Here is an 18,329-nt window from a genome sequence, read left to right on the forward strand (position 1 = left end):
GTCCGGGACTAAAGGCGCGAACTGCTCAGTGTGTCGAGGGCGTTCGGTACGCCGGTCAGGTCGGCGAGGACGATGTCCGCCTCGGCCCGGGCCTGCTCGGTGTGTGTCAGGCGCCGGTCGAGGAGAATGGTCGCCATGCCCACACTGCGGGCCCCCGCCAGCTCGTGGTGCTGGCCGTCGCCGACGAAGGCGCAGCCCTGGCCCGAGACCCCGAGCTGATCGGTGGCATGCAGGTAGATCTCCGGCTGCGGCTTGAGGACCTTGACCTGGTGAGAGAAGACGACGACGTCGAAGTGCTCCCGCAGGCCCAGCCGGTCGAAGATCCATTCGGCGTGGTCGGAGGCGTTCGACACCAGTGCCAGGGCCAGACCCTGCCCGCGCAGGTGCTTCAGTAGCGGCACAGCCTGCGGATCGGTTTCGAAGCTCGCCGCCATGCTGGGGAAGTGCCGTGTGACGGCGGCGCGTGTCGCTTCCTGGGAGCACTGCACGCCGGTGGCCTTGGCGGCCAGCGAGATGCGCTCCACGATGCCCGGGACGATTCCCGCCATGGTTTCGTCGTGCAGATCGTCGTAGGCCTTCTTCCAGGCTTCGAGATCCAGTCCGAGATCGTTGGCGACGTCACGGAAGAACGGGTTTCCCGGCTTTCTGTGGACCAGTGTCGAGAACAGGTCGAAGCAGACCCCTTGGAACACGTGAATTGTTCTTTCCCTTCTACTGAGGTCGAACCGCGTCAAAAGCCTGACGAGTGGTCATGTGGCCGGTGGAAGGTCATACATGCTGCAGGACGGCGCTGACGTCCGGCGATTCCTCGGGCCGGCCGAGCGGGCGCTGCCGCTGCTCGAAGGAGAGTCTCCGCCTGACCCAGTTAAAGCCCATGCGTTCGAAGATCACTTCGCTGTCGGTCTCGACCCGCGCGCCGTTGGCGTGGATCTCACCGATGACGATCTCGGCGAGCTCACAGTTGTCGGCCAAGCGGAGGTGACCGCGGCCGCCCTCATCCACAGTGACCGCGTACGGCGTGTCCTCCATGCCGAACCGGAGCACGTCCACGCCGCTGTCCGGCTGGGCCGCGTAGGCGGCCAACCGCTCCAGGGCGGAGACGAAACGACCTCGCCGAGCCCCCACGTCCAGCTGCGCGACGTGACGGGCGGCGTGTTCCGGCAGCACTGCGGCACCCACCGAGACGGTCACATGACGCCGCTTCACCCTCGGCTCGGCGAGGTCGTACTCCAGCCTCCGCGCGGCATCCACCACCTGCTTGAACTCCGCGTAGCTCCGCGGGAAGGGCAGGCGCGGGGAGAATCCGAACAGCAGGGTGATGTTCAGCTGGCCGCTGCCGCCGAGCCGGATCTGCGGATGCTCGACCGCATACCGGGTCATCGCGTAGCTGCGCGGAAACTGGACCCACTCCACCTCGTGGAAGAGGCCGAGTCGTTGCCGGGCCTGCACTGCGCTCCGGTAGACCTCGAACTGGATGAGCGGGGAGGTCCTCCCGTAGTCCGCCCCGTTGGTCGTCGAGTACGTCTCCAGAGTGGTCCTGGTTAGGCGGTCGGACGGCTGGTAACCCTCGACGACCTTGAGGAACCTCTCGCTGTCGACGAAGTCAGGGCCCAGCTCGCCGAACCGGCGCTCCGCCTCGCACATCAACTGTAGCTCGACGGCAGCTTGGACGGTGACGAAGTGCGCTCCGCCCAAGTGCAGCGGAAGGCTGCTCTGGCTGATGCGCTCCCACTCTCCGAAGCGCTGGATACTCTCCCGCACCTCGGGGCCGTTCCGGCTGCCTCCGAAGCTGATGAGCATGTCCCTGCAGCGGTGCTGCAGGGAGATGCTTATCCCTTGGTAGATGTCATTGCTGGTGGACTGTTCGTGTGTTCGCGGATTCCTGGCGTGGTAGTGGTAGTAGCGGCACCCCATGCCCTTGAGAGCTTCCGCTTCGGCGATCAGGGCCAGCGGTGAATTCTTGATGGTCATGCCTGTGCTGATCTGATCGAGAAGTGCATCGCCGGTCGCACGGTGGTTTCCCGGCGTGAATTTGGCACCGGTCGATGCGCAGCCGAGCACGAGGCTTTTTTCGCCTGTTGTGCCTTCCATTTCTCCCCAAGTAGTGCTGTTCGTGGGCCGGGAGAGTTCCGGTGGACCACGGAGACCAGCCCGGCATCATCGGTGTGCGTGGAACCCTGTGGATCAGCCCTCGCCGTCGTGGCGGTGGACCACTGTTCCCTGCCTGGCCCAGCCCTGCAGTTCCGGGGCGGCCAGCACGGTGTCCACCAACTCCGACACCTCCTTGGCTGAGGGCGCCCCAGGCACCGTGAACGCGAGCGTGGCCGACGTGGGGGTGCTCGACAGGAGAGTCGAGCCCCAAGATGCGGGCAGGCGGGCGATCAGCCGCACTGCCGCAGTCTCGGGAGCGGCGCCGGCGGCTCCGGTGATCCGCAGCTGATAGGTGCGCATGGTGGGTTCCTCGATTCAGGCTTCTCTAGCAGCGACTCAGCCCCAGTCGTGGACGTCCGGTTCGGATGTTGTGACCGGTGTGGGCTGGGTGGCGCCAGGGACGTCGGCGTTGGCCGCGGCGGTGCCGAGGCAGGAAAAGGCCGCAGCTGCTACAGCGGAAATGAAAGTAAGGAGAACTTTCCCCGTGAATTTCACACGAGCTGCCATCTGTGTAGGGACCCCCAATATCGAATGGTTTTGTTGCACTCGATTCCCGTTGCGCCAACAACTCTGCATCCGAAATGGCCTGCGGTCGATCGGCCGTGTGGCTCATCTTCCTGCAGCCCTGCGATGCCGCTTGTTGCACAACAAGAAACTGATCTGGTGATTTATGGGGGAATTTGCTGCCAGATGCCGTCGATTCGGGCACAGGTGCCAGTGTGACGAAAGCGCACTTTCGGGGGAGGGGCGCTCGTAAAATAGTCGCCACTGGTTCGAGATCAACGAGCATGGCAGCCAGCACACGACTACGAGGAGGACCAGTGATCCACGCGGACCTGCGGTTCCTGGGTGTCGACTCCGATGACGAGGAGGTCTACCGACTCCTGCTGCGTAGAGGCGGTTTCAGCCAGTCGGAGCTCGCATGCCAGCTGGCCCAGGGCGCACGGGACGGAGACACGGAACAGGACCCGCAGGCAGTGCACCACCGCCTGACCCAGCTGGGGCTGGCCACGGAGACCCTCGGCGGGATCTTGGTTCCCGTCTCGCCGGCCAAGGCCGTGGAGGGACTCGTGGAGCACGCGGTGGGTCAGCTCCGGCGCGAGCTCGAACAGGAAGTCGGCGGCAGCGGAATCGTGGACTCGCTACTCGCCGAGCAGGAGAAGTCACTGGACGGCAAGACTCAGATCCTCGACCTCAATGCCACGTCCCAATACATCGAGGGCATGGTCTCCGTGCGCGCCGCCATCGACGAACTCACCTTTTTTGCTCGGACCGAGAGCCTCACCACCAGCCCGAGCGGAATCCTCAGCCCGGAGAGCATCAGTCACGCGCGGGTACTGGACAGCCGCATTCTTCGCCGCAACGTGCACATGCGGACCCTCATGGCCTCGTCGGCGCTCGAAGACCGCAGCACTATGAACTACCTGCGTGAACTAGCCTCGAAAGGCGCGCACATTCGGATCTCCTACCAGCCCCTGGAGCGTCTCATCATCTGCGACCGGTCTGCCGCGCTCACGCCGATCGATCCCACGAACACGTCCCGGGGCGCGATCCTGACCCGCGACCCGGGACTGGTCGCCGCTCTCGTGGCCCTCTTCGAACGCATGTGGCAATTAGCCCACGACCTTCCCTTGGACACGGACGCCGAGGCTGCGGATCCCGACCTCGCCAACGACTTCCAGAGGCAGCTCCTGCACATCCTCAGTACCGCGCAGAAGGACGAGATCGGAGCGCGGGAACTCGGCATCGCCGTCCGCACCTATCGAAAACACGTGGCGTCGATCATGCAGACCCTGGGCGCGTCCAACCGCTTCCAGGCCGCACTGCTGGCCCGTGAGCGAGGCTGGATCTAATACTCCAGCAGGACTTCGATGTTTTGCCTGATCAGAGGCTGCGCGGGGTGAGTGTAGTGGGCCGATGGCCCGTCAGGGGAGGGTCTTCATGGGACCGCCCCTCGATCGTGTGCAGGCGGCGTTGGTAGTGGCAGCGGCGGGCGACGGCCTGGCGTTCGCGGCGTCAGGTGGACCATTTCAACGTGTGCGCGCGGGGCGAGCACCGTGGCGGACACGGAGCGTGGGAGCGGCCAGCTGTAAGGAGCTGTCGGATCTCTGCCAAGGTGAGGTCGACCAGGGTGCGGGAACCGGTTCTGCAGCCCCCTTTGATGTCGCGGCGGCCGCCATGGCGGCGAGGAAGGCGTGGGCGAGCATGGCCAGGTGGTCGGTGGCGGCCACAATGCTGACCGACCACCTCGCAGCACGGAATCGGCACACATGAGGCCGAGAAACGCGGAGAGGTCGCGAGAGCCCCAGAGAGGCATCTTCACAGGTCAGTGGCCATGTGGTCGGTCATTCAGCAGGTCAGAGGCTTGCCCGGGGAAAACTTACAAAGCAGATGTCGGCGGTTCGAAACCGTCCGCGCCCACTGGCCAAGACAGTTGGAGGCGGTCTCGGTCCGGGCGTGTGGACGTCCCTGGGGGTTGTCGGCCGCGACGTTCTAGAAGCTGGTCAAGCTGCTGGCAGCGTCGCGCTTTGTGTCGGCATTTTCAGGCCACCCTTCGTTGGCCGTGCTGCGGGCGTGCCGCCCGTGTTGCGCAGGGGCGTGCGCTCGCAGGGCGGCATGATGGTCCGTCAGGCGCGACGGCGTGCGGTGCACATCGGGTGCACAAGGCGACGAGGAGGGGTGAGTATCAGTGAGTAATGATGAGATATGTTTTCCCAGGTCAGATGGCCTATGTGGGTGCTCCTCCCAGTAGGGGTAAGAGTCCCGGTTCAGAAGTCCGTGTACAGCTCGAACTTCCCAGCCATGCCGTCAACAGCCTTCCGCTTGAGTGACCCCCTCGATCGAAAGGTAAGGTCAAACCCGTTGGAGCGCAGGCCACTCGCCCCACCCGGGTGGCGACCGTTCGAGTCGCCGGGCGCATGAAGAATCCTCCGGCGTATTCATCGAATTCTCACCCGGTGACGCCCCGGTGAGGTGGCTGCCGGGTGGCAGGTGGGCCATGGCAGATGATCGTGCCGTCCTGCGAGGACGCACGAGGGTTAATTCGAGGGGAAATCAAAGACGGGACCAAAGCCCTGTCCTGGTTTCAAAAGATGGCCCGAACCCGTCAGGTATTGTGTTTTCCGATGCCGGTGGGCAGGGTGTTGGGAATGCGTTCTGATCTCGTCTCAGATGAATTGTGGGAGCGGGTTGCGCCGTTGCTGCCGCCCGCCGCCGAACGTCGTCCTCGGCGCCGGGGGAGGCCGCGTGTCTCCGACCGCACCGCTCTCACCGGCATCATGTACGTGCTGCGGACGGGTGTCGCCTGGCGTGACGTCCCCGCCGAGACCGTGGGCTGTGCCGGCGTCACCGCCTGGCGCAGGCTGGGGGAGTGGACCGAGTCCGGGGTCTGGCCCCAGCTGCACGGGTTGCTGCTGGCGGAGTTGCTGGCCGAGTTGCGGTGTGGCCGGTCGGGCACTGCTGGACGTGCCGGTGAGCGGGTCACCGGTGTCGGTGGGGCCGAGGCCGGTCGGCCATGTATCGATCGGCCGGTCCGGCAGAGCGGGGGCGAGGAAATGTGTTCGTATAAGAATTGAATGAGAAATGGAAGTGCGGCCGAAAGTCGGGAGTCGTGTTCCGGTGTCGAGTTCCTCCGGTGTGCGGATCGTCGACAGCTCCACCGATGCTGCGGCAGGTTCGAGCCCGCCTTTCTCGTCGCACGCGAAGGATTTGTCGACGGGGGAGGTCGCCGGCCTCAGCGCTCGGCGGTGCCGTGCGGGGGCTCGTCGGAGTGGGACACGAAGAGGCCTTTCTCGACCGGCGGACCGGTGCTCGTCGCGCGCCGCCGCGGCCGGTGTCGCCCCGGGCGGCCCGGCGGGTGTCGATCCTGACGCCCCGAGGGCGGGCGGACAGTCGCCGAAGGGTGACATTGGTCGAGACCTTTGCTCTCAAGGGGCCGAATAGAATTCGGGTCGCAGTCGAACCACCGTTGGCATGGAAGGACTGTTTCGTGAGGATGGACGAATGCAACGCGGGAGCCTGTGGTGACGGTGCGTGTGCTGCTGGTCGACGACCAGCCGCTGGTCCGGGCAGGACTGCGAGCCATCCTGGAGACCTGCCAGGAGTTCACCGTGGCCGCGGAGGCCTGTGACGGGGCGGAGGCGATCACCGCCGTCCGTGCCCACCGCCCGGACGTGGTCCTGATGGACCTGCGCATGCCCCGCATGGACGGCGTGCAGGCCACCACGGCCCTCCTCCGTGCCGCTGATCCGCCCAGGGTCCTGGCGCTGACCAGCTTCAACACCGTCGACCTCGTCCTGGGCGCGCTCCGGGCCGGCGCGAGCGGATTCCTCCTCAAGGACAGCGGCGCGGAGGAACTGCTCGCCGCCGTCCGCTCGGTGGCCGCCGGCAGTGCCGCCATGTCGCCGAGAGCGATGGCCCACCTGGTCGACGAGGCCGGCCGACTGGCCGGTGCCGGGCGCAGCAGCCGGGCGCGGATCGACGCCCGCCTCGCCCCCGGTGAAGTGGAGGTCCTGCGCCTGCTCGGCGACGGACTGACCAATCAGCAGATCGCCCACGCCCGGCAGCTCTCGGTGGCCAGCGTGAAGACCTACGTCTCGCGGATCCTGAACGCCCTGGGCCTGGAGAACCGGACGCAGGCGGCCGTCCTCGCCCACCAGGCGGGCCTGGTGACCCTGCGCCGCACGCAGCTGCAGTCGCGATGAAGGCCACCGTCCAGGCGGCGGCCGCCTCGTCCGGGCTCGGCTGCCGCTCGGCCGAACGGCTCCGCAGCCTCGACCCCCTGGCGGCCGATGCGCTCGTCGCCCTCTCCTGCGCAGCGCTGGCCGTGCTCGCCGCCGCCCTCAAGTACCGCACCGGCGTCGTCCCCGGCCTGACCGCCTCCGCGGCGGTGGCCGCCCTGTGCTCCGTCAGCCTCCTGGTCCGACGCCACCGGAGCGAACTCCCGTTGATCGCAGGCCTGCTGGCCTCGATCGCCACCGACGAGCCGACGCTGCTGATCTTCGGAGCCTGGGCCCTCGCCCGGTACGGGCGGCGTTTCCGGGCCACCGTCCTGTGGGCAACCGCCACCGCGTACCTGGCCACCCGCCCCCTGCTCGGGACGCCCACGGTGTCCGCCACCGCCCTCTACCACCTGGCCACCGTCATCGTCCTGCCCGGCCTCGCCGGCGCCGTGCTGCGCCGTCAGGCCGGCCTGCACGACCGCGCCGCCCGCCAGGTCGCCCACCTGCAGGCCTCCGTCGACCAGGCCGTCCGCCACGCCGTCCTCGAAGAACGCGGCCGGATCGCCTACCGGATGCACGACGACCTGGGCCACCAACTCGCCGTCGTCGCCCTCCATGCCGATGTCATCCGCCTCAACGCCGAACGGCCCGACAAGGTCCGGCACAGCGCCGAGATCGTCCATGACGCCGCCCGCACCGTGATGACCGATCTCCACCGCATTCTCGACCTGTTGCGCCGCGCTCCTGACGACCCCGCGCACCCGGTCCACCTCACCGACCCGGACGACACCGGGGGGAGCGGGACGGTCGAGGAGCAGCACGGCACGCCGTTCCTCGACACGCTGGTGGCCAACCTCGGCTCGGTGGGCGTCCAGGTCACCCACCGCGTCGACGGCCCGCCGCGTCCGCTGCCCGCGTCCCTGCGCCGGGCGCTGCTGAGGATCGCGCGCGAGTGCCTGGTCAACGCGGTGAAGCACGCGCCGGGCGCGACGGTCGACTTCGTCATGACGTACCACGACGACCAGGTGGGACTCACCGTCACCAACGGCCGTCCGAGCGGCGGGCGCGCCACCGCTCTCCCCGGCAGCGGTCTGGGGCTGGCAGGTCTCACCGCACTCGTCAACGGTCTGGGCGGCACCATCCAGCACGGCCCCGACCGGGAAGGCCACCGCGTGAGCGTCACGCTCCCCGTGCACGGGCACCGCGACCAGCACCCGCGCACGTCGTAGGCCGGGGTGTACGCCCCGGCCTACGGGCCGAAGGGCGAGGGGTGGTGGACCGGGCCGAACCGCGCGGAGCCCCGCACGGAGACCGGGGCGTTCGCGGCGCCGACCCGGAGAGCCGTGCCGACCGGGTCGGCCCGGCGGAGGCAGTGGCACCGGTCGGTCACGGCTTTTCCTGCCGTGCCGCCTTCACGGTGGCGGTGCCGATGGCGATCGCGAAGATGAAACCGGTGTTGAAGAGCGAATCGGGATGGACGACGCCGCCGAGCGGGCCGTTGTCCCGCAACCCACTGGTCGCCCACAGGCCGGCCGTGGCCACAACTGCCGCGCCGAGGAAGCTCAGCGCTCTGGCCGCCCTCGGGGCCCTCGCCCGGAGGGCGAGCCAGAGCGCGGCATGAAGCCCCGCGCCCAGAAGGAAGCCTCCGAGGATCAGGAGGAGTGCCATGGGGTCTCCTTGCTGCTTGCCGCGGTCGTGGAATCCTGCTCGCGCAGAGCGCCACGTCTGCACACTTACCGAAATCGGGGGCAGTCGAAACGATGCCGGGCCGCCCCCCGGGGAAGACCATTTCCGTGCCACGTCAGCTGAAAAGGACCATGGACGGGGTCACCTTGAAGATGCGGTCCTCCCGGCCCCACCCCTCGACGTACGCGTCCTTCCCTCTGGAGCACCGGTCGGACGTCATGTCACCGGACCCGAGGGCACGTCAGGCGATGCGCGTCGTCCCGGTCCTGGTCACGGTCAGGCCTGCCGCTCCGGCCGCTTCCGTCGAGGTGTCGAACTCATCCTGCACGGGACAAAAATCAATGACCACCGGGGAGCGGGGCGAAAGTCCCCACTTGGTTTCAGAATTCGACACCGGCTCCGTCGTATTGCCATCGGCGAGGTCGGCGGGCAGAGTGTCGGGAATGAATTCCGGTCCCGGGCCGGAGAATTGGGTGACCCGCGCGTCGAGTGGCCCACCCGGCGTCATCGAAAGGTCAGAGTGAAATACAAAGACATCCGCCTCGACAGCATCCGGGCGGATCGGCCCGTCCGGCTGGCACCGGCGAGGGAGGACGACCTGTTCGTGTCGGTCCGGCGGAACGGACTCCACGTACCGCTTCTGGTGAACCCGGAGAACTTCCGACTGATCAGCGGATACCGGCGATACGAGGCCATCGTGAAGGCCGGGAGCCGGACCTCGGTGCGGGTCGGCCTGCCGGCCGACCTGCTGGAGGGGTGCGAAGAAGTCCGCAGTCACCTGGACGAGCAGAACATCCGGTCCGTACCGCTGACCGTCCGCGAGCGGATCAACCTCGCCGTCCTGCTCGCCGAGTTGCCCAGGCCCGCCGATGCTCCGGCCAGGTCCTTCTCGTCGGACACCCACGTCGGGCCGGCCGTCGGTCTCACCTCGACCATCCTCCGGCGGCTGCGCTCCACCGTGAGGAAGGCCCGGGAAGGCGAGACCGACGTGGATGATGAGGCCGTGGCGGCGAGGCGGACCCTCGCCCTGATGCTCGAAGCTGTGGAACGTCCTCCGGACGGCTGGACGCGCCGACAAGCGGTCCGTCATCTGCACGATGCCCTCGGGGCGGGCGACTTTCCCCGCTCGCTGGCCGACCTCCCGCAGAGAGCCGCCGGCAGGCGACCCGGCTCGCCGACCGTACCGCCGCGGCGGGGCTTCGAGCGCGCCGCGGTCTCGAAGCGGACGTCCGGCCCGGAGGTTCGCAGAGCCCTGGACGCCATTGCCGGGGCCTGTGCCGGGCTGGCCAGCCTCGACACGGCCGGCCTGGCTCCGGACGAAGTCGCCCACACCAAGCACGAGATCAACAACACCGTGCAGGTCCTTCGCCAGGTCGTGAGGGGTCTGCCCGGAGGAGAACGGACAGGAAAGCAATGAGCCCGACGTCCAGCATCGAGATGCTCGCACCGAACGAGGTGACCACCGACTCGCGGGTCAACACCAGGCCGGCGGACCGTGCTTGGGCACAGCGCAAGCACCGGGAGGGCTACGACGAGAGGCGCATCGGCGTGCCGACGGTCTCGGCCAGGGCCGACGGTACGTACGTCTGGCTCGACGGGCAGAACCGAGGAGCCCTGAGCGAGCGGGCGGGCCGTGGCGACGAGAGGATCGCCATGAAGGTGTTCCGGGGGCTGGACCTCGCGGGCGAGGCCGAGCTGTTCCTCGGCCTCAACGACAACCGCAGAGTCGCGCTGATCTACAAGTTCGCCGCCGAGGTGACGGCCCGTCGCCCGGAGGCCGTCGCCATCAGCCGGATCGTCGCGGACTTCGGCTGGGCAGTCTCCGACGCGGGCAATCCGAACAACATCGCCGCCGTCGCCGCGCTCGGCACGATCCACCGGTCCAGCACCCCGCCCGGTGGCACCCTCTCCTCGGTGCTCTCGATCCTCACGGAAGCCTGGGGCCACACCCAGGAGGCGGTCACCGCGCCCGTCCTGCTCGGCCTGGCCTCCGTCCTCAACGACTGCCCCGGCCTCAACCCGGCCTCTCTCACCAAGAAGCTCGCCAAGCACGACGGCGGCGCGGCCAGCCTGCTCGGCAAGGGCCGCGGCTTTCGTACGGCGACCGGCTGCACCGTGACGCTGGGGGTCGACCAGGTGATCCGCATCATCTACAACACCGGCCGTCGCACCGGCCGCCTGCACACCTGGGGCCCACCGCCGGCGGGGCCCTCGTCGCCGCAGCAATAGGCGACCGGTGGTGCCCGGGTGGGGCATGGGCAGGCCACCGCCCCACCCGGGTGGCGGCCGTACGGCTTGCGGAGCCGATCGCCGCCCGATCGCTGTCGGCGCCGTGAGGGCGGCGAGTGCGCAGGGCAACGGGTGGTCCGCCGGGGAACCGGCGGACCTCGCCCGGGCAGGTGGTCGTTCGAAGGGGGCGGTCAGGCGGACGGCGGTTGCTTCCGTTGCAGCCACAGCCCGGTGAGGGAGACGGCCACGGTGAGTGCCAGCGCCAGCAGGGCGTCCACGCGGGAGGCCGCCAGGGCGATCATCACGGCGTACAGCCCGAGCAGCGCCAGCAGTGTGGCCCAGGTGAGCCCCGGGAAGAGCCGGACGGCGGTGCCGGGGGCGGGGCGGCGTCCGCCGGAGCGGGCCTGACGGCCGAGCACCAGGTGGGCCGCGGCGATGCCGATCCAGGTGACGTAGACGGTGTCACCGGTGATGTCGACCAGCCGGCTGAAGGCGGTCGTGGGGTGCGAGACCTGGAGGAGCAGGCAGAGCCCCGCGAGGGCGGAGGTGAAGAGGATCGCCGTGTGCGGCGCCCCGCGTCGGGAGATCCGGGCGAACAGCGACGGCGCGTCGCGGTCCCGGGCCAGTGCGAACAGCATCCGGGAGCTGGCGTAGACCTGGGAGTTCATGGTGGAGAGCATCGCCGCGAACAGCACGACGTTCAGCACGGTGGAGGCGCCGGGCACGCCGAGGTGGTCGAGGGTCGCGGCGAACGGGCTCGCGCCGACGGCGGCGCTGTTCCAGGGCAGGAGCAGGACGACGACGGACAGCGAACCGAGGTAGAAGACGCTGACCCGCCACATGATGGTGCGGGTGCTCCTGCGGATCGCCGCGGCGGCGTCCTCGGCCTCGCCGGCGGCGATGGTCACGATCTCGGTGCCGGAGAAGGAGAACATCGCGCCGGAGGTGGCGATCACGACACCGCTGAGGCCCATCGGGAGGAAGCCGCCCTGGCCCAGCAGGTTCCCGGTGCCGGGGGCGGGCGTGCCCGGCAGCAGGCCGGCCACCGCGACGAGGCCGACGGCGATGAACAGCGCGATCACCGCGACCTTGACCCACACCACCCAGAACTCCATCTCGCCGTAGGCGCGCACGGAGACGAGGTTGACGGCGGTCACCGTGCCGAGCATCAGCAGGGCGACCAGCCAGACCGGGAGCGCCGGGAGCCAGCCGTGCACGATCTGCCCGGCCGCGATCGACTCGATGCACATGCCCAGCGGCCAGCCGACCCAGTAGATCCAGCCGCTGGCGAACCCGGCCCAGCGGCCGAACGCCAGCCGGCCGTACACCGCGAAGGCGCCGGTGTCGGGGCGGGTCACGGACATCTCGGCGAGCATCCGCATGACGACCACGACGATCGCGGCCGTCAGGGCGTAGGCGATCAGCACGCCCGGGCCCGCTTGCTGGATGCTCACGCCCGAACCGACGAACAGTCCGGCGCCGACCGCGCCGCCGATGCTGATCATGGTCATGTGGCGGCTGAGCAGGCTCCGGGACAGCTGCGGCCCGCCGGCACCTTCACCGCGGACATCTTCACCGCGGTCGCCGTCGCGCAGGGTGCCGGCGTCCGCGCGTCCCTTCACCGCGCTCACGGCTGCGGCTCCGCTCTCCGCCGGGCGTCAGCGTCGGAACCCGAGCCCGAGCCCGAGCCGGAGCTCGGACGAGAACCGGCGCCCGAGCCCGCCTCCACCTGGGCGAGCAGCGCACGGAACAGCGGCAGCCGCAGCCCGGAGTCCGGTACGAGCGCCTCCGGGTGCCACTGGACGCCGACGGTCCAGGCCGCCTCCGGGCCGGCGGCGGCCTCGACGGCCTCCACGCACCCGTCGTCGGCGCGGGCCGACACCCGCAGTCCGTCGCCGACCCGGTGCACCGCCTGGTGGTGACCGGACGCCACCGCGATCCGGTCGTCCCCGAACGCCTCGGTCAGCGCGCTGCCTGCCGACAGCGCGACGTCGTGGACGGCCCACTCGGTCCCGGGCTCCGGGTTGTGGGTGACGGGGGTCGGCGCCATGTCGACGTGGAGGGTCCCCCCGCAGAGGACGTTCAGCAGCTGCATGCCGCGGCAGATCCCGAGCATCGGCCGCCGGTTCTCCAGGGCGTGCCGGATCACCGCGACGTCCAGCCGGTCCTGTGCGGGGTTGACGTCGTACAGCGACGGGTGGCCGGGATCGGCACCGTACAGGGCCGGGTCGACGTCCCCGCCACCGGGCACCACGAAGCCCGCGCAGCTGGCGAGCCGCTCCTCCAGGGGGCTGTCCTCGGAGTGCGGTTGCAGCAGGACGGGCTCGGCGCCGGCGGCCCGGACCAGGGCGACGACGTCGTCGAAGATGCGGTTCGCCTCGCCGATGCGCTCGTCGGCGCCGGGCGCGTCGCCGTCGCTGAGGCGCACGGGTATCCCGATGAGGGGTGCCGGGTGGTCGGTGGCGCTCATAGGCTCTCCAGTGAACGGCTTGCGGATGAGATGCGAAATCTAGAAGATAGATTTCATGGATGGCAAGGGCTGGACTCGACACATCGAACCGGTGCGTTCGGCGGGGGCCGCCGAGGCCATCGCCCGGAGGCTCGGCGAACTCATCGGCGCGCGGATCCTCGTCGGAGGCGACCGCCTGCCGCCGGAGAAGACCCTGGCCGAGCTCTTCGGGGTCGCCGTGATGACGGTCCGCCACTCGATGGCGGTGCTGCGCGAGGACGGTCTGATCGAGACCCGGCGCGGCCACGGCGCCGGCACCTACGTCGTCCCCGACATCCTCGCCCGCATCGGCGAACTGACCGCTCTCCACCCGTACACGCTCGCCGACATCGAGGAGCTGACGGCCTGGCGGATCGCCGTGTCCGGCGAGGCCTCCGCCCGGGCCGCCCGCCGGGCCTCCGCAGCGGGGCTGGCCAGGATGCGCGAGCTGGAGGCCGCCGCCGACGCGGCCGTCGCCGACGCCGAGGCCTACCGCACCGCGGACGCCTGCCTCCACCTGCACATCGCCGAACTCTCCGGCTCCAGACGCCTGTTGGAGGCCGAGCAGGGCATCCAGCACGAGCTGACCCGGCTGCTCGCCCACCACCCGGGCGGCACCGAGTCGCGCAGCACCCCCGGCCAGCGCCACCGCGCCCTGGCCGCCGCCATCGAGGCCCACGACCCGGCCCGCGCCCGCGAACAGTTCACCGTCCACGCCGAGGCCACCGCGGACCTCTTCCTCCCCTTCGTCCAGCAGCCGCCCCACCCGGCCTGACCGCCCCGGCCCGCAGCAGCGACAGGGAGCGCTCGATCCCGGCCTCCTGCGGGGTTTCCTCGATCGGAGGCCAGAGGCCGAACCTGCTGGACCGCGGGCTCGTCGGTCCGCCCGGCGGCGACCGCGGTGGCGTTTCCGGCTCGGTATTGCGGGGGAGTCGGGATTTCCCGGGGAAGTCCGGAAGCGCCCGGAGCCGTGTCGCGGGCGGAAACGGAAAAGGCCGCCGGTCCCGGGTGCAGCGGCGGTGAAATGGATGGAGAAACGTTCAGTCGTTTTTGTGGCGGCCGGTGAACGGTGTGGGAAAACCCGGTGAAGTGGCCAGCCGGGGCCGGTCGGTGCGCGACGGCGTCGTCGGCCGCCGTCGACGGCTCGGTGCCCGACGGCAGGAGCGGACCGGGCCACCCCGCGACAGGCTACGACGCCTCCAAGGGGCCTGCGGTTCCGTCGTTCTGACACTGTGTCAACTTCGTGGCACCCGGCGTCCGTCGCGAGCGCGCCCGAGGCCGGAAGGGCGGCCGGCGGCTCGGCGGAAAGCCGTACGGGAGTAGCGGACCCGGGCTGGAAATCCGATCGCTTTCGGAGAATTGTCAGCGGTCGTTAAGGATTCTCAGATACGTCGACCCGGCGGACCCTTCCCGGGAAAGAAGCCCAAGTCCCGGCGCTGTCAAGCTGAGAATCGGACGAGGAAATCGGGAACTGCTTCACAACCCGTCAGGCCTCTGCCTAGTGTGGTGCTCACGCACAGCGATGCGCTGGGATACAGCCATCCACGGCCTGAGGGGGAGTCATGGGCGTCGCCGATGTCGCCGGTGCGGAACGACAGGCCGTCCCTGTCAGACCGGTCAGGGAGAGCCGGTAGACGTCCAGGGGTGAGGGCGGGCGGCCGCGCCCAACTCGAAGCCGGGGTGTGCTGACCCCGTGCTGCCCGGCGGGTCGGATCCTGCCGGTGAACCCGGCCGCCCTCCGTGTGCTCGCAACCACCCGTACGGATCCCGGCCGTCGTGGCGCAACTGCCCGACGGTGCCGAAGGGTTGTGTCAACCGCGCTGCCAGGCGCGGTCCCACCCGACCCCACGTTCGCTCGTGGGGCGGACCATCCAGCGTTGATCTCCGCATGCCAGAGGGAGCTCACATGAACACACTGTCCATCGTCATACCCGCGCTCAACGAGGCCGAAAACCTGCCGGCCGTGATGGCCTCGATCCCGTTCGCCGAGCTGAAGGACGGCGGGTGGCAGGCCGAGGTGCTGGTCGTCGACAACGGCTCCACCGACGGCACCGGCGACGTCGCCCGGCTGCTCGGCGCCCAGGTCGTCCACCAACCCGCGCGCGGCTACGGCAACGCCTACCGCGCCGGCTTCGGCGCCGCCACCGGCGAGGTGATCGCCACCGGCGACGCCGACCGCACCTACCCCTTCGACGCGCTGCCCCGCCTGCTCCGGACCCTGGTCGACCACGACGTCGAGTTCATGACGACCAACCGGCTGGCCCGCGGCAACAGCGAGGCGATGAAGCCCTCCCACTCGCTGGGGAACCACGTGCTCAGCGCGATCAGCCGCTCCCTGTTCCGGAACGAGCTGCGCGACTCGCAGTCCGGCATGTGGGTGTTCCGGCGCTACGTCTGGCAGCGGCTGGACGTCCGCTCCACCGGGATGGCCTTCTCCCAGGAGATCAAGAACGCGGCCACCAGGGCCGGTTACCGCTACCTGGAGCTCCCCATCGAGTACCGCAAGCGCGGCGGGCAGGTGAAGCTGAACGCGCTCCGCGACGGCACCGAGAACCTGCGCCAGCTCTTCGAGCACAACTTCCGCCGCGCCCGGCCGGTCCGCCGACCGGTGCTGATCGACGCCGCCGCCCAGGAGTTCGATCCCGTATGACCGAACCCCTGGGCGGGGTCCAGGGTCTGACGCCGTCGCCGGCCCCCTCGCCCCACCGGGCGGGCCGGCGGCGGGGTCGGCCGCCCGGCCGGCGGCCGCGCCTGCGGGCCGTGGTGCTGCTGGCCGCCGTGCTCGCGACGGCGGTCGCGGTACCGCTGCTGTGGGCCCAGCCGACGGTGCGTCTGGCGCTGCGCCAGACGTTCACCCGGATCCCCGCCGACTACGACGAGTTGTACTTCACCCAACTGCCGACCACAGCCGGCGGCCAGGCGGTGATCCCGCTCTCGGTGGTGCAGCACGGCACCCCCACCCCGAATCTCCAGGTGCGGGTCTCGCTCACCACCCCCGGCGGCACGGTCACCGGGAGCACCACCGTCACCCTCGTCCCGAAGCCGGACACCCCGGTGGGCACCACCGTCCACCTGCCGCTGACCGAGCCGGACGCGGAGGTCCAGGTCGCGTTGCTGGGTCACGACCAGACCCTGCACTACCGCTTCCAGGCCGCCGCCTCCCCCGACCCCGAGGCCTCACCACGATGAGCAGCACGACGAACAGCAGCACGACGCACAGCAGGACGGACGGCACGACCGGCCGGCGGCCCGTCACCGTCACGACCAGCTGGGACGACGGGCACGTCCTCGACTCCCGCCTGGCGGCGCTGCTGGAGCGCCACCGGCTGCCCGGCACCTTCTACATCGCCCCGCGCAACCTCGAGCTCACCGCGGCCGAGCGGCTGCCCGCAGCGGGCATCAGGGAGTTGGCCGAACGCTTCGAGATCGGCGGGCACACCCTGACCCACCGGCGGCTGCCGCGGCTGACCGACGCCGTCGCGGCCGGGGAGATCCGGACCGGCCGGGAGGAGCTCGAGTCCGTCATCGGCCGACCGGTGACCAGCTTCTGCTATCCGCGCGGCGAGTACGCCGCCCGCCACCTCCCGCTGGTCGGCCGGGCCGGCTTCACGCTGGCCCGCACGGTGCGGCGCGGCCGCCTGCGGCCCGGGCCCGCGCTGGAGCTGGCCACCACGGTGAACGCCTACGCGCACCGGGTGGACGGGCCGTCGGCCCTGCGGCTGGCCCGGGGCCGGCCACGGAAGGCGGCCAGGCTGTTCCTGGCCTGGGACGACCTGGCCGTCCACTGGTTCGACCGCTGCCTGAGCGAGGGCGGCGTGTACCACCTGTGGGGGCACAGCTGGGAGGTGGACGCCCGGGGCGACTGGGCCCGTCTGGAGCGGGTGCTGGCGCACATCGCGGACCGCCCGCAGGTGGCGTACCGCACCAACGGCGAACTGCTCGACCTGGCGGCCCGATGAGCACCGTCCTGCAGATCACCCCCTACTACCCGCCCCATCTGGGCGGCCTGGAACGGGTGGTGGAGAACCTCGCGGCCGGCCTGGGCGAGCGGCACGAGGTCCAGGTGCTGACCACGACGATCGGTTCCGGCGGCGCCCCGCGGCGCAGTCGGCAGGGCGGCGTGACGGTACGGCGCCACCGGTCGGTGGAGCTCGCCCACACCCCGCTGGTCCCGGGACTGCCGCTGGCGCTGCTGCGCGGTCGGCGGGACTGCGTGCTGCACCTGCACGCCGCGCACGCGCTGCTCCCCGAACTGGTGGCGCTCGCCGCCCGGTTGCGTGGCCGACCGTTCGTACTGCACTTCCATCTGGACGTCGACTCCTCCGGCCGGCTCGGTGTGCTGCTGCCCGCCTACAAGAAGTACGTCTTCGGCCCGGTGCTGCGGGCGGCCGCCGCGGTGATCGTCCTGACGGACCGTCAGGCTGACTTCGTCCGAACGGTCTACCGGGTGCCGGGGGAGCGGATCCACGTGGTTCCCAACGGCGTGGACGGCGGCTACTTCATGCCGGTGCGCGACCCGGTCGAGCGGCCCCTGCAACTGCTCTACGTGGGGCGGCTGAGCCCGCAGAAGAACGTGGGCCGGCTGCTGGAGGCGATCGCCCTGCTGCGCCGACCGGTGCGGCTGCGGATCGTCGGCGACGGTGAGCTGCGCGGCCGACTGGAGCGGCAGGCCGCCGAACTCGGCCTGGAGAACGTGGAGTTCGCCGGGGCGAAGCTGGGGCCGGAGCTGGTCCGCTGCTACGCCGAGGCGGAGGCCTTCGTACTGCCCTCGGACCGGGAGGGGATGCCGCTGGTCGTCTTGGAGGCGATGGCCGCTGGCCTGCCGGTGATCGCGACCGACGTCCCCGGCAACACCGAACTCCTCGAAGGAATCGGCCTGTTGGCGGCTCCGGACCCGGCCGCGCTGGCGGCCGCCGTCGACCGGGTGGCGGGCGACGCCCGACTGCGCCGCCGACTGGCCGAGCAGAGCGTCGCCGCAGCGCCCGCCTACGCGTGGGACACCGTGGTCCGGCAGGTGGAGCGGATCTACGCGGAGGTGCTCGGATGACCGGGCC

At 70.1% G+C, this 18,329-nt stretch carries 17 protein-coding genes and 1 pseudogene; 11 read left to right on the forward strand and 7 right to left on the reverse strand.

The window, feature by feature from the left end; translation table 11 throughout:
* Nucleotides 1–8: 8 nt before the first annotated feature.
* From AB0O91_RS05785 to AB0O91_RS05795, 3 genes are all read right to left on the reverse strand, one after another.
* Entirely contained in the window at nt 9–692 is a 684-nt protein-coding gene (locus AB0O91_RS05785; protein WP_363428256.1) for an HAD family hydrolase, read from the reverse strand.
* 76 nt (nt 693–768) lie between these two features.
* Entirely contained in the window at nt 769–2,091 is a 1,323-nt protein-coding gene (locus AB0O91_RS05790) for a hypothetical protein (RefSeq protein WP_363428258.1), read from the reverse strand.
* A 93-nt stretch (nt 2,092–2,184) separates the two neighbouring features.
* On the reverse strand, nt 2,185–2,451 hold the full coding sequence (locus AB0O91_RS05795; protein ID WP_363428260.1) for a hypothetical protein: 267 nt from the start codon (nt 2,449–2,451) through the stop codon (nt 2,185–2,187).
* Nucleotides 2,452–2,972: 521 nt separating this feature from the next.
* Here AB0O91_RS05795 and AB0O91_RS05800 point away from each other — a divergent pair.
* The 4 genes and pseudogenes from AB0O91_RS05800 to AB0O91_RS05815 all read left to right on the forward strand — a co-directional run bounded on the left by AB0O91_RS05800 (nt 2,973) and on the right by AB0O91_RS05815 (nt 8,101).
* On the forward strand, nt 2,973–4,004 hold the full coding sequence (locus AB0O91_RS05800; RefSeq protein ID WP_363428262.1) for a helix-turn-helix transcriptional regulator: 1,032 nt from the start codon (nt 2,973–2,975) through the stop codon (nt 4,002–4,004).
* A 1,272-nt stretch (nt 4,005–5,276) separates the two neighbouring features.
* Nucleotides 5,277–5,576, forward strand: a pseudogene (locus AB0O91_RS05805) (transposase); the annotation flags it as partial.
* A gap of 597 nt (nt 5,577–6,173) precedes the next feature.
* Entirely contained in the window at nt 6,174–6,854 is a 681-nt protein-coding gene (locus AB0O91_RS05810) for a response regulator transcription factor (protein WP_363428264.1), read from the forward strand.
* On the forward strand, nt 6,851–8,101 hold the full coding sequence (locus AB0O91_RS05815) for a histidine kinase (protein ID WP_363428266.1): 1,251 nt from the start codon (nt 6,851–6,853) through the stop codon (nt 8,099–8,101). Before AB0O91_RS05810 ends, AB0O91_RS05815 begins: the two co-directional genes overlap by 4 nt.
* Nucleotides 8,102–8,258: 157 nt before the next feature.
* Here the strand turns inward: AB0O91_RS05815 and AB0O91_RS05820 are convergent, their stop codons facing one another.
* Entirely contained in the window at nt 8,259–8,540 is a 282-nt protein-coding gene (locus AB0O91_RS05820; protein ID WP_363428268.1) for a hypothetical protein, read from the reverse strand.
* A 259-nt stretch (nt 8,541–8,799) separates the two neighbouring features.
* Nucleotides 8,800–9,066 (reverse strand): hypothetical protein, encoded by a 267-nt coding sequence (locus AB0O91_RS05825; protein ID WP_363428270.1) that lies wholly within the window; start codon nt 9,064–9,066, stop codon nt 8,800–8,802.
* 12 nt (nt 9,067–9,078) lie between these two features.
* Between AB0O91_RS05825 and AB0O91_RS05830 the strand changes: the two genes are divergently transcribed.
* Nucleotides 9,079–9,975, forward strand: coding sequence for a ParB/Srx family N-terminal domain-containing protein (locus AB0O91_RS05830; protein ID WP_363428272.1), 897 nt, complete (start codon nt 9,079–9,081; stop codon nt 9,973–9,975).
* Complete coding sequence (locus tag AB0O91_RS05835; RefSeq protein ID WP_363428274.1) at nt 9,972–10,787, forward strand: DUF6551 family protein; 816 nt, start codon at nt 9,972–9,974, stop codon at nt 10,785–10,787. The genes AB0O91_RS05830 and AB0O91_RS05835 overlap by 4 nt, the downstream gene beginning before the upstream one ends.
* 191 nt (nt 10,788–10,978) lie before the next feature.
* On the opposite strand, the gene AB0O91_RS05840 is transcribed toward AB0O91_RS05835, so the two are convergent.
* Nucleotides 10,979–12,418, reverse strand: a complete 1,440-nt coding sequence (locus tag AB0O91_RS05840; protein ID WP_363428276.1) for an amino acid permease — start codon at nt 12,416–12,418, stop codon at nt 10,979–10,981.
* Complete coding sequence (locus AB0O91_RS05845; RefSeq protein WP_363428278.1) at nt 12,415–13,257, reverse strand: type 1 glutamine amidotransferase; 843 nt, start codon at nt 13,255–13,257, stop codon at nt 12,415–12,417. Before AB0O91_RS05845 ends, AB0O91_RS05840 begins: the two co-directional genes overlap by 4 nt.
* A 55-nt stretch (nt 13,258–13,312) precedes the next feature.
* On the opposite strand from AB0O91_RS05845, the gene AB0O91_RS05850 reads away from it, so the two are divergent.
* The 5 genes from AB0O91_RS05850 to AB0O91_RS05870 all read left to right on the forward strand — a co-directional run bounded on the left by AB0O91_RS05850 (nt 13,313) and on the right by AB0O91_RS05870 (nt 18,322).
* Nucleotides 13,313–14,050 carry an FCD domain-containing protein gene (locus AB0O91_RS05850; RefSeq protein WP_363428280.1) on the forward strand — a complete coding sequence of 246 codons (738 nt, stop codon included), beginning with the start codon at nt 13,313–13,315 and terminating at the stop codon, nt 14,048–14,050.
* A 1,131-nt stretch (nt 14,051–15,181) separates the two neighbouring features.
* Nucleotides 15,182–15,925: a glycosyltransferase family 2 protein gene (locus AB0O91_RS05855; RefSeq protein WP_363428282.1), complete on the forward strand. Its 744-nt coding sequence runs from the start codon at nt 15,182–15,184 to the stop codon at nt 15,923–15,925.
* Nucleotides 15,922–16,464 carry a hypothetical protein gene (locus AB0O91_RS05860; RefSeq protein WP_363428284.1) on the forward strand — a complete coding sequence of 181 codons (543 nt, stop codon included), beginning with the start codon at nt 15,922–15,924 and terminating at the stop codon, nt 16,462–16,464. The genes AB0O91_RS05855 and AB0O91_RS05860 overlap by 4 nt, the downstream gene beginning before the upstream one ends.
* Complete coding sequence (locus tag AB0O91_RS05865; protein ID WP_363428286.1) at nt 16,461–17,234, forward strand: polysaccharide deacetylase family protein; 774 nt, start codon at nt 16,461–16,463, stop codon at nt 17,232–17,234. Before AB0O91_RS05860 ends, AB0O91_RS05865 begins: the two co-directional genes overlap by 4 nt.
* Complete coding sequence (locus AB0O91_RS05870; RefSeq protein WP_363428288.1) at nt 17,231–18,322, forward strand: glycosyltransferase family 4 protein; 1,092 nt, start codon at nt 17,231–17,233, stop codon at nt 18,320–18,322. Before AB0O91_RS05865 ends, AB0O91_RS05870 begins: the two co-directional genes overlap by 4 nt.
* Nucleotides 18,323–18,329: the final 7 nt, after the last annotated feature.

This window comes from Kitasatospora sp. NPDC089797 (assembly GCF_040684795.1).
GTDB lineage: Bacteria > Actinomycetota > Actinomycetes > Streptomycetales > Streptomycetaceae > Kitasatospora.